General features: G+C 68.2%; 9 protein-coding genes. 6 read left to right on the forward strand and 3 right to left on the reverse strand.

Translation table 11 applies throughout. The features are described 5' to 3' along the window. Positions 1 to 3 precede the first annotated feature (3 nt). The 3 genes from wecB to FB461_RS01805 all read left to right on the forward strand — a co-directional run bounded on the left by wecB (position 4) and on the right by FB461_RS01805 (position 4,575). Positions 4 to 1,101 carry a non-hydrolyzing UDP-N-acetylglucosamine 2-epimerase gene (gene wecB / locus FB461_RS01795; protein ID WP_142118405.1) on the forward strand — a complete coding sequence of 366 codons (1,098 nt, stop codon included), beginning with the start codon at positions 4 to 6 and terminating at the stop codon, positions 1,099 to 1,101. Positions 1,102 to 1,144: 43 nt separating this feature from the next. After that, positions 1,145 to 2,449: a nucleotide sugar dehydrogenase gene (locus FB461_RS01800; protein ID WP_142118407.1), complete on the forward strand. Its 1,305-nt coding sequence runs from the start codon at positions 1,145 to 1,147 to the stop codon at positions 2,447 to 2,449. Between the two features lie 71 nt (positions 2,450 to 2,520). Further along, positions 2,521 to 4,575, forward strand: a complete 2,055-nt coding sequence (locus tag FB461_RS01805) for a DUF6541 family protein (protein WP_425466900.1) — start codon at positions 2,521 to 2,523, stop codon at positions 4,573 to 4,575. Between the two features lie 20 nt (positions 4,576 to 4,595). Here the strand turns inward: FB461_RS01805 and FB461_RS01810 are convergent, their stop codons facing one another. Further along, on the reverse strand, positions 4,596 to 5,918 hold the full coding sequence (locus FB461_RS01810) for a UDP-glucose dehydrogenase family protein (RefSeq protein WP_142118411.1): 1,323 nt from the start codon (positions 5,916 to 5,918) through the stop codon (positions 4,596 to 4,598). Between the two features lie 45 nt (positions 5,919 to 5,963). Further along, positions 5,964 to 8,042 (reverse strand): acyltransferase family protein, encoded by a 2,079-nt coding sequence (locus FB461_RS01815; RefSeq protein WP_170222556.1) that lies wholly within the window; start codon positions 8,040 to 8,042, stop codon positions 5,964 to 5,966. A gap of 149 nt (positions 8,043 to 8,191) precedes the next feature. On the opposite strand from FB461_RS01815, the gene rfbB reads away from it, so the two are divergent. From rfbB to FB461_RS01830, 3 genes are all read left to right on the forward strand, one after another. After that, positions 8,192 to 9,196: a dTDP-glucose 4,6-dehydratase gene (gene rfbB / locus FB461_RS01820; RefSeq protein ID WP_142118415.1), complete on the forward strand. Its 1,005-nt coding sequence runs from the start codon at positions 8,192 to 8,194 to the stop codon at positions 9,194 to 9,196. A gap of 105 nt (positions 9,197 to 9,301) precedes the next feature. Then, entirely contained in the window at positions 9,302 to 11,191 is a 1,890-nt protein-coding gene (locus FB461_RS01825) for a hypothetical protein (RefSeq protein ID WP_142118417.1), read from the forward strand. A gap of 148 nt (positions 11,192 to 11,339) precedes the next feature. Then, complete coding sequence (locus FB461_RS01830; protein WP_170222557.1) at positions 11,340 to 14,402, forward strand: glycosyltransferase; 3,063 nt, start codon at positions 11,340 to 11,342, stop codon at positions 14,400 to 14,402. Between the two features lie 11 nt (positions 14,403 to 14,413). Here FB461_RS01830 and FB461_RS01835 read toward each other — a convergent pair whose 3' ends face one another. Then, the gene (locus FB461_RS01835) at positions 14,414 to 15,046 is read right to left on the reverse strand and encodes a dTDP-4-dehydrorhamnose 3,5-epimerase family protein (protein ID WP_142118422.1); all 633 of its coding nucleotides are present in this window, start codon (positions 15,044 to 15,046) and stop codon (positions 14,414 to 14,416) included. Positions 15,047 to 15,137 lie beyond the last annotated feature (91 nt).

Below are 15,137 nucleotides of genomic sequence, written 5' to 3' on the forward strand. Positions count from 1 at the left end.
GACGTGAGAATCGTCAGCGTCGTGGGTGCCCGTCCGCAGTTCGTCAAGCTCGCCCCCATCGCGCACGCCGCGGCCGCCGCGGGGGTCGAGCACCGCATCGTGCACACCGGCCAGCACTACGACCCGATGCTGTCGGATGTATTCTTCCGCGACCTTGGCATTCCCGCCCCCGACGTTCATCTCGGTGTCGGTTCGGGCGGCCACGGTGCGCAGACCGGGGCAATCCTCGGTCGGTTGGACGAGGTCTTCGCCGACCTGGAGCCGGACACGGTGCTGGTGTACGGCGACACCAATTCCACGCTCGCCGCGGCCCTCAGTGCCGTCAAACTGCACCTGCACGTCACCCACCTGGAGGCGGGGCTGCGTTCGTTCAATCGCCGAATGCCCGAGGAGCACAATCGCGTCCTGACCGATCACGCGGCCGACCTGCTGCTCGCTCCAACCGACGTCGCCGCGCGTCACCTTGCGGCAGAGGGCCTCGCGGAGCGCACCGTGATGGTGGGCGACGTGATGACCGACGTCCTGTATCAGGTCCGCGATCGGGTCCAGGGCGCCTCGTCCGTCCTCCTCACCGAGCCGGGTATCGAACCCGGCGGCTTCTACGTGGCCACTATCCACCGGGCGGAGAACACCGATGATCCGGCGCGCCTGCGCGAGGTGGTCACCGGCCTGGCCGGCGCCGACAAGCCCGTAATCCTGCTCGCGCACCCGCGCGTGCGCGCCAAGGCCGAGGCCGCGGGGATCGAATTGACCCGGGGGGCCCTGCGGGCGCGCGACCCGCTCGCGTACCCGGACCTGATCTCGGCCGTGCTCGCCTCGGCGGGCGTGGTTACCGACTCCGGTGGCCTGCAGAAGGAGGCCTTCCTGCTCCGAGTGCCGTGCACCACGGTTCGCGATGAGACCGAATGGGTAGAGACGGTAGAGCTCGGCTGGAACCGGCTGGTGCGGACACCGGAGGAGATCAGCGCGGCGATCACCCGCCCCGCGCCGGTCCCCACCGACGCCGCGCCGTACGGCGATGGCCACGCGGCCGGCCGAGTCATCGGGGCCATCTCGTCCGCGTTCGCGCCACCCACGTCGAACACGGACGCACCGGCCTGACCGGTCCTGCCGCAGGCCCGGCCTGGGCACTAGACTGGCACCCGTGCGTATTGCTGTAGTTGCCCTCGGTAAGATCGGCCTTCCCCTCGCCGCCCAGTTCGCCTCGGCGGGGCACGACGTCATCGGCGTGGACGTCAACGACGCCACCGTCGATTCGGTGAATCGGGGCGCGGAGCCGTTCCCGGGGGAGGCGGGACTCGCCGAGCGGCTTGCCGAACTCGTCCCCGCCGGGCGCCTGCGCGCCACCACGGACTATGCCGATGCCGTCCCCGGTGCGGACGCAGTCGTCGTGGTGGTTCCCCTCTTCGTGGACGAGGCGACCGCCGCTCCCGACTTCGGCTGGATGGACGCGGCAACGCGATCCATCGGCGAGCACCTGACTCCTGGAACGCTCGTGAGCTATGAGACGACGCTTCCGGTGGGCACCACGCGCGGGCGCTGGAAGCCGATGCTGGAGGAGCTCTCGGGACTCACCGAGGGCAGCGATTTCGACCTGGTGTTCTCGCCCGAGCGGGTGCTGACCGGCCGCGTTTTCGCGGACCTTCGCAAGTATCCCAAGCTCGTGGGTGGGCTCTCCCCGGCCGGGGCGCGCAAGGCGGTCGCGTTCTACGAAAGCGTGCTGACCTTCGATGACCGGCCGGACCTCGCGCGCGCCAACGGCGTGTGGGACCTCGGCTCGGCCGAGGCCGCCGAGATGGCCAAGCTCGCCGAGACCACCTACCGCGACGTCAACATCGGACTCGCGAACGAGTTCGCGATCTTCGCCGAGAAGTCCGGCATCGACATCTACTCCGTGATTGAGGCGTGCAACTCGCAGCCGTACTCGCACATCCACCGGCCGGGCATCGCGGTAGGTGGGCACTGCATCCCGGTGTACCCGCGACTGTATCTGTCGGTGGATCCCGCTGCCGACGTGGTGCGCACCGCCCGAGCGGTGAACGCGGCGATGCCCGAGCGCGTTGTCGCCCGGGCCGAATCGCTGCTCGGGACGCTCTCGGGCCTACGGGTTGCGGTGCTCGGGGCGGCCTACCGCGGTGGGGTCAAGGAGACAGCTTTCTCGGGGGTCTTCGCGACCATTGAGGCGCTGCGGCAGCGCGGAGCCGAGGTGTTGGTCCACGACCCGCTCTACTCGGACGCGGAACTCGCACGCTTCGGCTGGGAGCCGTACGTTCTCGGGGATCAGGTCGATGTCGCCATCGTGCAGACCGACCACGCCGACTACCGCTCGCTCACCCCGACCGATCTGCCCGGAGTCCGCCTGCTGGTAGACGGCCGCAACATCACCGCGCCCGTGAACTGGGCCGGCATCCCGCGCACCGTCATCGGGATCGGTGACGACGCCGCCTGAGCGGCGGCGAGCTGGCTGGACTGAACGTGTCTTTCACGGGAGCCTGGTGGATCTTCGCGATCACCCTGCTGGTGCTATGGCTGCCAGGAATCGCCATGGCCTACGCGTGGCGACTGCGCGGCATCACGGCCTGGGGTGCGGCGCCTGCGCTGACCGTGGGCGTCACATCGGGCACCGCTGTTCTCGCGGGACTCGTTGGGATTGACTGGTCACTCGTGCCCGTCATCGTGGTCGCGGTCGTCGCGGCCACCGTCGGAATGGTCGCCACCGGCACGTGGCGCGGCGCGGTCGCGCGCCTGAGGCGCGGGGCAGGGCGAAGGTCGCTGCGAGTCACCCGCGTCCCGCGCGCCGCAGGGTTGTGGTGCGCCTGCTTCGCGGCCGTGGCCGTCGTGCTCGGAGTATCGGCACTTCGGCTCGTTCGGCTCATGGGAGCCGCCGATGCCGTCGCCCAAGGCAACGACATTCCCTACCACCTCAACGCGGTCAAGCTGATTCTGACGTCGGGCAGCGCGTCGTCGCTGGACATGACGCTTGCCACGCCCGAGCGGGCGCACAATTTCTATCCCGCCGCCTGGCACGGTTTGGTCGCCCTGATCGTGCAACTCACCGGCTGCGGGATCGACGTGGCGACCAACGTCCTCGCCGTCACCGTCGCCGTGGCGGTGTGGCCCGCAGCGATGATGGCGCTGACCCGCGGCGTATTCGGCCCTCGCCCCGAGATCGTCGCGGCCACCGGCATCCTCTCGCTCTCCTTCACGCAGTTCCCGGGACACCTGCTCACGTGGGGGATCCTGTACCCGAACCTGTTGTCGTATGCCCTCGTGCCCGCAGCGATGGCACTCGTCCTCAGAACCGCGCGAAGGCGTTCCGGGCGGCTGATCGCGGCGTGCGCCGTCGCCGCGCTCGCGGCGGTGGGTGTGGTACTCGCCCAGCCAAACGGCTTGTTCGGTGCTTCCGTCCTGCTCCTCGCCTGGTTCGAGTGGCGCATTCTGGCAGCCGCCCGGCGGCGGCTGCGGCGCGGCAGGCCCGGCCTCGCCGTGAGCCGCGCGACGGTCAGCAATGCCGCCATCGCCCTCGGAATAGCCGCCCTGCTGGCATCTCCAGCGATCGCCGCCATGCGCACGAATCCCGGCTACATATCGGATTCGCCGTGGCAGCGAGCTCTCGGCTGCGTGGCGTCGCTCGGTGCGCCGCACACCTTCCCCGCCGCGAACTGGCCGATGGTCTTGCTGGTCGCCCTGGGGGCCCTCTGCGCGATCTGGGTGGTGCGGGCGCGCTGGCTCGTTGCCTCGCTCGGCGCGGTCGCGGTGCTCTATGTGGTGATGCGAGGCCCGGACTCGGAATTCCGGGATTTGCTGACGGCTCCCTGGTATCACGACCCCGCGAGGATCACGGCGTTGATCCCTATCGTCGCCCTGCCGCTTGCCGCGCTCGGCCTCGTGGCGGTCGTGCGGCTGCTCGCCAGGGCCGCTGGAGCGCGCCGCGTTTCGGGGTCGCTGACTTATCCCGTTGCCGCGTCGGTCATCGTGCTCGCTGCCGGAGGAGCCTGGCTCGCTGCCCACAGCAGTGCGTCGCACCAGCTGGCGGGCGACATCGCGATCGTGTACTCACAGAGCGGCGAGCGTCCGGACGCCTACCCGACGGGCAAGGATGCGCTCGAACAGGGCCGCGGCTGGTGCGGCGACAACCCGACAACGCTGCTCGGCGGCCTCTTCGACCGCGGGGAACGATCGTTTATCGACGAGGTGGCCGAGATCGTCCCGCAGGACGAGGCGATCGTCTCGGATCCGCGGGACGGCAGTTCGCTCGTGTGGGCGCTCGGGGGCGTGCGAACGCTCACCCCGGCGCTCAACATGGAACTGAGCCCGGATCTGGCCCTCGTGGTCGGCAGGCTTGACCAGGCGGAGACCCTGCCAGGGGTATGCGCAGCCGTGAACCGGCTCGATCTGCACTATGTCCTCGATTGGGGCGAGGGCATCTGGGACCGACGTAGTTTCGGCTACGAGGGAATAGCGTCACTGTCCAAGAGCGACACGGTGGAACTCCTGGCTCGCCGCGGCCACGCCAAGCTCTACCGCATTGTCGCGTGCGATGCGGGTGACATGACGGCATCCGCAAGCGGCTAGCGCCGGTTAGCATCCCCGCGTCAGGGACGTCCCATGCCGCGGTAGGTCCAGCCCGCAGCCCGCCACGCAGCGGGATCGAGGACGTTGCGACCATCCACGATGACCCGCGCCCGAACCGTCTCGCCCAGAGCGACCGGATCGAGCTCCCGGAACTGCCGCCACTCGGTGAGGAGCAGCACCACGTCGGCGCCAGCGGATGCCGCGAAGGCATCCTCCGCTATCTCCAGATCTTGCCGTTGCCTGGCGAGCACTGGTCCGGCGGCGGGGTCCGTCACCACCACGCGCGCCCCCTCGCTCGCGATGCGGTCCGCGGCGTCGAGCGCGGGCGAGTTGCGCATATCGTCGCTGTCCGGCTTGAAGGCGGCACCGAGGATTGCCACGTGCCTGCCGCTCAGACTTCCGCCCACGACCTCGCGTGCGAGCGCCACCACGCGGTCGCGCCGACGGTCGTTGATCGCGTCCACCTCGCGCAGGAATGCGAGCGCGTCCCCGACGCCCAACTCCTCGGCGCGCGCAATGAAGGCGCGGATGTCCTTCGGCAGGCAGCCGCCGCCGAATCCGATGCCAGCGCGCAGGAACTTCGGGCCGATGCGGTCGTCCATACCGATGGCGTGGGCGAGCTGCGTCACGTCCGCGCCGGTGGCCTCGCACAGTTCGGCCATGGCATTGATGAAAGAGATCTTGGTGGCGAGGAACGAATTGGCCGCCACCTTCACGAGTTCGGCGGTCGCGTAGTCGGTCGTCAGCCTGGTAATGCCGAGGTCCAGCAAGGACGAGTACACCGAGTCGAGCGCGGCGGTCGCCGTAGTGGCGGAGGCCTCGTCCTGGGGCAGACCGTAAACGATGCGATCGGGCGAGAGCGTGTCCTTGACGGCGAATCCCTCCCGCAGGAACTCGGGGTTCCACACGAGGATGCCGGCCGTGCTCGCCAGCCGCTCGGCAAGGGCGCTCGCGGTGCCGACCGGCACCGTCGACTTGCCGACTACCAGCACGGTCGCCTCGCCCGGTGGCGGAAGGATACTGACGAGCGAGTCGACGGCCGCGTCCACGTAGGTGAGGTCCGCCGCGTACCCGCCGGCGACTTGCGGAGTGCCAACGCCGATGAAGTGTACCGACGCCCCACGGGCATCCTCGAACGACGTCGAGAAGCGAAGCCGGCCGTTTCTGACATTGCGCGCGAGCACTGCGTCGAAGCCGGGCTCGTGAAAGGGTGCCGTGCCAGAGTTGAGTTGCTCCACCTTCCCCGAATCGACGTCGATGCCGACGACCTCGTGTCCGAGTTCGGCCATGCAAGCGGCATGGACCGCGCCGAGATAGCCGCAACCTATGACGGAAATTCGCATGGGAAGCATTCTACGTTGAGGCCGCGGGGGACCCACCGGGCGGAATCAGCGGAGCGCGTCGCTCAGTGCCTCACCAAGGTACGGCGCGAGACTGCTCGCGAACACATCCGTCACGTGATCCGGGTCCCGATAGACGATCACGTTGCCGATGACTGGCGAGCACTCCTTCTTGCGGCAGAAGAAGCGACTCGTGTCGATGAAGCGCGCGTTGGAATCCAGGGCAACGGCCAGCTGCACGCCTGTTCGCGGCCTCATTGCCTCGGATCGAGGCAAGGCGCAAGCGGACGCGGCGGCGAGCCCCTCTTGCTGCACGCAATCCAGGGTGTCCTCACGCATGCGAGGGTTGTCCTGGATGGCGATGATGCGGGTGCTGAGGTTCGGCCGCTTGGCCCACGCGGACACCATGCCGTCCCGCTCCACGTCGACCGGGGTCCTGCCGGGCTGCGCCGCGGGTCTGGAACGTGACCGAGAGCTCAGCACCACGATCGCGTCCAACTGCGGGGAGGACGCGATGTAGTCGTCGACGTCTCGCCGCCACTGTTCGCAAGCGATCCTCGTATCCTGCGTCGGCCTGGCGATTTCGGCGTCCGTCCAATAGCAGCCGCTGTGGCCCGCCACGTCGATACGCCAGTTGTGCTCGCGAGCGATGGCCTCGTAGGCGCCGATCATCGCGTTGTTGTGCGAATCCCCGACGGCGAGAAGGTGCTTGTCGTAGCCCGACTCCGGGCCCAGCGAGCACAAATGGAAGTCACCGATTTCGGTGCTCCAGCATTCGGGCCGGTTGGCATCGGATCTCAGCAGTTCGGCCGGGTTCGGGACGAGGATGCCATCGAGGTCGGGGTTGTGACAGGGGCGACCCGGATTCGCGTAGGCGGCGGCGCCGAGGCAGTCGGGCGCGGAGGCGAGCAGTGCGGCCGTCTGCGCCTCGGCGCGCTCGAGGCGCGCCTCACCGACCCGGTTGGCGCCTTGCGCGACCCCTGCCACGACAAGCATGCCAGCGAGCGCCAGCAGGCCGACCGTCGTCGCCTTGCGTCCCGCGAGGAGCCTGGTGGAGAAGCGCATCGGGTCCTCGTAGAAGGTGGTCGAGGCGTAGGCGATGGCGACGGTGGCCAGCGCGATGATCACCTTGTCCTCAAGGGCTAGCGGCCGTCCGAGCGCGTATGGCGCGATGATTATCAGGGGGAAGTGCCAGAGATAGATCGCGAACGAGCAGCGGGCGATCATCGCCACCGGCGGCCAGGAGCCCACGCGCGCGAGGGACGTGGATTGCCCCCATCCGATGGCGAGTAGGGTCCCCGCCACAGGGAGTGCCGCCCAGGGGCCGGGGAACGTCGTTGAGCGCGTGAAAGCGACAACGCTCACCGCAATGGCGGTGAGTCCGGCCCACGTCAGTGTCTCCGCCAGCCTGCGGCCGGATCGCGCGGCACCGAACGCGAGGAGCGCCCCGAGCGCGAACTCCCACGCCCGCGACGCGGTGGAGAAGTACGCCACCTGCGGCGATGCCTGCGTCAGCCAGACGCTGTAGGCGAACGATGCGGCGGCGATGCCCGCGAGGAGGCAGAACATGCGCCGTCGCAGCGCCCCGCCGCGGCGAAGCGCGATCCCGATCGCCAGGATGAGCGGGATGACGACGTAGAACTGCTCCTCGGCCGACAACGTCCAGTAGTGCTGCACCGGAGAGGCCGCGTTACCCGCCGCCGAGTAGTCGACGGCATCGGCGGCGAGGCGCCAGTTCTGGAAGTAGAACGCCGAGGCGGTGATCTCGCGCAGGTATTGCGCCCAGTGGACCGTGGGCACGAACGCGAGCGTGGCCAGGATCGTTGCCAGCAGGGTCAGGAGCGAGGCGGGCAGGAGGCGGCGGGCGCGCCTGGCCCAGAACCTTCCGAGGTGGAAGGTGCCGCTCCGGGCGACCTCTGCGAGGATGTGCGACACGATGAGGTAGCCGCTGATGACGAAGAAGATGTCGACGCCTACGTAGCCGCCGGTGAGCCGGGTGGGCCACAGGTGATACAGGAGCACCGCGAGCACCGCCACGGTTCGCAGCGCCTGGACGTCGGTTCGCATCGTGCTGGTCCGCTTTTCCGGGACAACCGACTGCTCGGCAAGGGAAATCGCGGAGGGCATGGGGAGATCGTAGTGGACCCGATGGTGGCCCGGGCGCACTGCCCGGATGTTCGGCGTGTGCGTGGCGGAACCGGCAGCGAGAATCCGCGGGTGAGGCATAAATGGCCCTAGGATGGAATCCGATCCGCCACTGTTCATGGAGGTAACGAATGCCGGAAAAGGTCCTGATCACGGGTGGGGCCGGGTTCATCGGTTCCAACTTCGTCCACCAGACGGTGCGAGCGCGTCCGGGAACTCAGGTTACGGTGCTGGACGCACTCACGTACGCGGGGGACGCCCGCTCCCTTTCCCCAGTCGCGGATCAGATCCGGTTCGTCGAGGGCGACATCTCCGATGCGGGACTCGTGGACGAGCTCGTGGGGGCGCACGACCTGGTCGTCCACTTCGCCGCCGAATCCCACAACGACAACTCCCTGGTCGATCCGTGGCCTTTCGTGCAGACCAACCTCATCGGCACCTACACGCTGCTTGAGTCCGTCCGGCGCCACCGCAAGCGGTTCCATCACATTTCCACGGACGAGGTCTACGGCGATCTGGAACTCGACGAGGATCGTCGGTTTGACGAGGAGTCGCGCTACGACCCCTCGTCGCCGTACTCGTCCACCAAGGCCGGCTCGGACATGCTCGTGCACGCTTGGGCGCGTTCCTTCGGGGTGCACGCGACGCTGTCCAACTGCTCTAACAACTACGGTCCCTATCAGCACGTCGAGAAGTTCATTCCGCGGCAGATCACCAACCTGCTCGATGGCGTCCGGCCGAAGCTGTACGGGGATGGCCTGAACGTGCGGGACTGGATCCACGTCCACGATCACAATGCCGCGGTGTGGCGGATCATCGACGAGGGTCAAGCGGGCTCTACGTACTTGATCGGGGCCGACGGTGAGGCGTCGAATCTCGACGTGGTGCGCGGGCTGCTGCAGATCTTCGGCCGTCCAACGGATGACTTCGACCACGTTCGCGATCGCCCGGGCCACGACCGCCGCTACGCGATCGACGCGAGTCGCCTGCGCAGCGAACTCGGCTGGGCGCCGCGGTACACCGACTTCCTGTCGGGACTCGAGGCAACGGTCGAGTGGTACCGGGACAACGAGGAGTGGTGGCGCCCGGCGAAGGCCGCCACGGAGCAGAAGTACGCGGCCTCGGGGCAGGCGTGACCACGTGAACCTTCAGGCGAACATGTCTGCATCTGCCTGTCGGCACGCGCTCACGGGCCGCGCTCGCGCGTGGCACTGCTCGCCCGGCGCCACGGGAATGGTGTCGTGAGGCTGTTCAGCCGCGGCCGGCCGACCTCGTCGGAGATCGGCGCCGCGGAGAATAGTGGTGCGGAGATCGGCGGCGGGGCCAGCGATGGCGCGCGACCCACCCAGGCACCGGCGGCAGCGCCGGGTCACGTGCCGGGTGAGGACGCCGCCGCGCGGCCGCTCAGGATCGTGGCTGCCGACGTAGCCGAACTCCGCCAGCTGGTACTCCGTCATCAAGGCGAGCGCATCCGGTCACTGATCATCGAAGTTTCGCGATGGAACGCACCCTTCGAGGACTGGCGGGGGCAGCCGCGGGCTCTTCCCGGATTGCTGCGGCAGGTCATCGAATTCGGCGATGAGCCGGCGGTGCGGATCGAGTTGACGTATGCGGAGCCGACCGCGGCATCGTCCGCCATCTCGGCAATGATTCCGCTCCTGGTGCCCGCCGCAGGGCTCTCCGCCTGGGCGAGTTGCCTCATAGCGATCGACGGGGACACCCCCGAGTCCGGGCTGGCCAGCCTGCCCCTCGATGCGCGGCCATTCGAACCCGAACCGGACCCGCTACTGCTGCGCGGCGCGGATCTGCTCGTGACCGGGCCGGGAAGCGAGCCCGACGAGCGCGCCAATTCGTTCGGTGTCGTCACGTCCGGGGGCGCCCTGATCGCGGCCGGCTCGGTGCAGGTCGGCGATCCCCACCTGCCGGTCATAGATCCGCGCGTTCACCGCCCGATCGGTCGGCTTAGGGCCCAGGCCAAGGGCATTCAAGCCGCGCTGGCCCGTGAGGACGGCGGTTGGCAGATCCGCCACCGCTCGGGGGAGACGCTCGCCCGGCTGGGTAGTGCGCCCCTGACGCCGGGCGAGGTGGCACGGCTCGCCCGGGTGACCCGGCTGAATCTGGCGACACTCGAGATGCCCGGCGAGGGCGATCCGCTGACGCCAGCGGAAACCTCGTCCTTGGCAAGCCGGCTCGCTGAGGTGGCCGCCGTGGGCGTCGAACTGCACTCGGCACCGCCCCACGCTCGTGTGTTCCAAGGCTGGCCGCGGGAACTCGCAGGGCTGGTGACTGCGTCGCCTTCGACCACGACTGGCATCGAGCGCACGGCGCGTTCCCTGCGGCAGCGCAGGCTTGCATTGCAGCGCTTTGCCGGACCGCTGCGCCTCGCCTCCGCAGGACGCGCCGACCAGATCTGGCCCGAACTGCCCGCGGTGACTGCGCTTTTGGTTTCGCGCCGACCAGGCGAACTCACCCGCGTGCTCGCGCAGCTCGCGGCGCAGACGTACCCTCACCTGGAAATCGTGATCGGCCTGCACGGCGTGGCGATATCTGAGCGCCGCCGCGCCGAGTTGCTTTCCTCTCCGGGGGTCTCGGCCGTTTACGAGGCGCCCGCGGACGAGGTCTTCGGTCACGTCCTGGGCAGAGTTTCGGCGATGGCGCAGGGTGACCTGCTGACGAAGGTGGATGACGATGACATCTACGGGCCGGACCACGTTTGGGATCTCGTTCTGGCCCGCCTGTATTCGGGCGCCCACATCGTCGGCAAGCGGGCGCAGTACGCGTATCTCGCGGAAAGGGACGTCACCGTTCATCGCAAGACGCCCGCTGAGCGCTACACCAGAGTGGTGGCGGGCGGCACCATCCTGATCGGCGCTGCCGACCTGACTGCGGTGGGGGGCTGGCGTCCCGTGCCCAGGTCCGTTGACCGCGGCCTAATCGAGCGAGTCAGAGGCGAAGGTGGCATCGTATATGCGACGGAAGGCATCGGATACGTGTACGTCCGGCACTCGCAGGGTCATACGTGGCAGGTGGAACTCGACCAGTTGGCGGCGAACGCGCTCGAGACGTGGCAGGGCGTCCCCGCCGAGGTCGCCGGGACTCGGACGCCTTCGGATTCGGTAGAGCATGACTAGGGTCGTCGGACAAGGGGAGAGAGCGCTGGTGGGGTTGCGGAATCTGAGAAGGCGAATCCAGCGAGCATGGGGTGCGTCACCGACACCCGCGCCCGCAGTGCCAGCCAAGAGCAGAACCCAGCAGGACCATTGCACCGCCGCGGCCGAGATGCTTATCGAAGCCGGCCTCTTCGACATGGCTTTCTATTCCTCGATCGCTGGTAGGCAATTCAAGACCGAGAAGCGTGCCGCCCGCCACTACGTAATGAGGGGGATGCGCCACCACGCGCCGTGCCACCCGCTGCTGATGCCGGGAGCGCTTCCGTTGCGCATCCGGCAGAGTTGGAAGCACGCCGAGGTCGCCGATGTCATCCGCGAGCTCCGCAAGCCGAGTGCGCGCAAGTTCGCCTGGTCGCCCCTGTTCGATCCGCGGGCGCTGGCGGAGTCGGACATCGACCAGGACGTGCTGACGACGTTCGCGACGTGGGATCGAGACAGAGCGCTCCCGCTGGCCTGGTCGATGGGTCGCACCCTGACGCTCAATGCCGTGTCCGACGACGTGGCCAGGATTGCCGCGGAGTTGATGGTGGTTCGCCGTCGCCGGCGGATGTCGCGTACGACGAGCAAGTCCCCTGTGGCTGACATATCCGCCCTCAAGGAGCGGATCGCACACGCATCCCTCCCCAGCGACGAAGGCCGGCCGCTGGTATCGGTCGTGATGCCGGTATGGAACCGCGCGGAGATCATGCTCCCCGCTGTCCGCTCGGTGCTGAACCAGACGCTCACGGATGTTGAACTCGTCATTGTCGATGACGGTTCCACTGACGGCACAGCCGATGTCCTGCGGGAACTCGCGCAAGCCGATGAGCGCGTGAAGCCGCTTGAGGGCGAGCATCGCGGGGTGAGCGCGGCGCGCAACATCGGGCTGGGCCACGCGACGGGGCGGTTCATAGCCTTCCTCGACTCCGACAACGAATGGCGCAGCGACTTCCTCGCCACCATCGTGGGCGCCATGCACCTGGACGGCCTCGACGCCGCGTATGGCATAGTTCACCTCGTCTCGGACGCCGGCGATGAATTCCTCACGTTCGAGGGCGGGCTCGATGACCTACTGGTGCGCAACCACATCGACATGAACGCGCTGGTCGTGCGCGCGGAGATCGCGCAACAGGTCGGCGGCTTCGACGAATCCCTACGCCGCTGGGTGGATCACGACTTTGCCATTCGACTCGCGCGCGTGGCCGAGCCCCGCCTCGTTCCAGTCGTGGCCGTCGACTACCGTCAGGACGCCGACCACGATCGGATCACCAACCGGGAGGCGGGCAGTTGGCAGTACGTCGTGTTGTCGAACAACTGGTGCCGCTGGGACCTGGTCGAATCCTCGATGGCCGAAAGGGTGGCTGGCAGGGTTTCAGTTCTGATTCCCGCCTATCACGAGTACGAGATGACCGCGAGGGCCGTCGAGACCGTCCTCCAGTGCAGCGCCGGGCATGACGTCGAGATCGTCGTGACCGACAATGGCTCCTATGGGTGGGCCTCGATTGGCCTGACGGAGGCGCTCTACGGACTCCCCAATGTCCGCATCGCCTACGCCCCGACCAATCTGCAATTCGCCGGTGGCTCCAACCTGGCCTTCGCTCGGTCCACGGGCGATACCGTCGTATTCCTGAACAATGACACGGAGGTGCGGGACGGCTGGCTGCAGCCCTTGCTGGACAGGCTCCAGGACCCGCAGGTGCGTGGCGTGCAACCCCTCCTGCTGTACGGCGACGACACCATTCAGGCGGCTGGCACGGTCTTCCCGGCCCAGGGCGTGCTGGGCATGCACCTGCTGGCCGGATTCTCGCGCGATGACGCCGCCAAGATCTCGGACCAGAAGTTCGCGGCGGTGACGGCTGCCGCCGTGGCGCTGCGCGCCGAGGAAGTCGTGGAGATGCGGGGATTCGATCCCATCTTCATCAACGGCATGGAGGACATCGATCTCTGCCTGCGCATGCAGGAGCGGTGGGGCGGACACTTCGAGGTGGCCACCGACGCGGTTGTTACGCACCTGGAATCGAAGACCCCGGGCCGCGGCCGGAACATCGCGTTCAACCGTGGCATCTTCTACGATCGCTGGCGCGGCCGTATGCCCGGACCCGATACCGGCCACTTCGCCGCCGCGGGCCTGGAAATCGCGAAACTCGGCGTGGACGTCCTGCCGCATCCGGCACCTCGTCCCCTTCTCCTGCGCGCCAGCGGCAGCGACCGCATCGGCGAGTATCGTTGGTCGATCAAGAACCCGGCCAACCCCGGCCCGCGGGGCGACAAGTGGGGTGACACGCACTACATCGCGGCACTGCGAGACGCCCTCGTGGCGCAGGGCCAGGACGCGGTAAGTCTGCGGCACGGCGCGCACGCTGTGCCGACCACCACCATCGACGACGTCAATCTGGTGATTCGCGGCCTGGATCGTGGCTATGCCCACCCGGGTCAGATCAACGTCCTATGGGTTATCTCCCACCCGGAACTGGTCACGGAGAACGAGATCGCCGAGTTCGACCTGGTCTTCGCCGCCTCGCGCGGGTGGGCCGCCCGCATGAGCGAGCGAACGGGGCGCGACGTCCGGGTCCTCTATCAGGCGACGGACCCGGAGTTGTTCGCGCCGGCGGACCCGAGCCCCGCTCACGCGAGTCCGGCCGACGCATCGTTCGCGGACGCAATGCCATCGGGAATCGCGCTCGGCCGGGACGTCGTATTCGTCGGGCAGGCTCGACCCACGGGTCCCCGCAAGATCGTCATGGACGCACTCGCGGCCGGTCTCGACGTCCAGGTGTGGGGTCCGCGCTGGGGGACCCACATCCCTGCCGAGCATTGGCGCGGCGAGTTCCTGCCGAACGATCAACTCGCCCCGTTGTATCGAGCCTCTGGCGTCATCCTCAATGACCATCATGCGGACATGGCGGCGCACGGCTTCATTGCGAACCGGATCTTCGATGCGCTCGCCGCCGGGGCGCGCGTGATATCGGATCCCGTCGACGGGTTGGACGAGGTCTTCGGCACGGCCGTGCAAACCTACTCGACCGTCGAGGACCTCCGGAGACTCGGCGATCCTGCCGGGTGGGACGCCATCTTCGGCTCCGACGAGCAACGGCGTGATCGGGCGCTCCAGGTTGCTGCCGAGCATTCGTTTGCCGCGCGTGCCCGGACCCTCGTGGACGCCGTGCGCGAGTTCGATCGACGCGGCCGCTAGCCGCCCTCGGATCAGCCGCGTTCCCAGCGTTTCCGCAACGATTCGACCTGCGCCCGGACGTCATCCCATGCCGGAAGCAGCCCCGCGTCTCGGGCATCGGCCAGTCCTGGAGCCAGGCGGTCCTTGTCGGACAGCAGCGGCGCTATCGGCCGGCCCGCACGGTCGGCGGTGGGCCAGTCAATGGCCAGATCGGGGTCCAGCGGATTGATTCCGTGCTCGCGTCCCGGGGCGTATCCCTCGGAGCACAGGTACACGACAGTGGCATTCTCGCTCAGGGCCATGAACGCGTGGCCCAGCCCCTCGGAGAGGTAGATGGCGCGACGATCAACGTCGTCGAGCAGGACACCGTCCCACTGACCGTAGGTGGGCGAGCCGACCCGGATGTCCACGACGACATCCAGCACCGATCCGGCCGGGCAGGTGACGTACTTCGCCTGCGAGGGGGGCACGTCAGCGAAGTGGACGCCGCGCACGACGCCCGAGGCCGACACCGAGAGGTTCGCCTGGGCGAGATCCAGCGCCTGCCCCGTCGCCTCGGCGAACGCCGGCAGCTTGAACCATTCAAGGAATACCCCGCGCTCGTCGGGGAACTGGCGGGGGGTGATTTCCCAGGCTCCGGGAATCGTGAGCTCGCGGATCTGCATCGTTCTCCTTGATGGCCGTGACAGGTGCCTAGTGTTGTCCATCGCTCAGCCTAGAGTAGTCCTGAAGCCGCGCGCGACGCGGACCCGGCGC

Source organism: Rarobacter faecitabidus (assembly GCF_006716265.1).
Taxonomy (GTDB): domain Bacteria; phylum Actinomycetota; class Actinomycetes; order Actinomycetales; family Cellulomonadaceae; genus Rarobacter; species Rarobacter faecitabidus.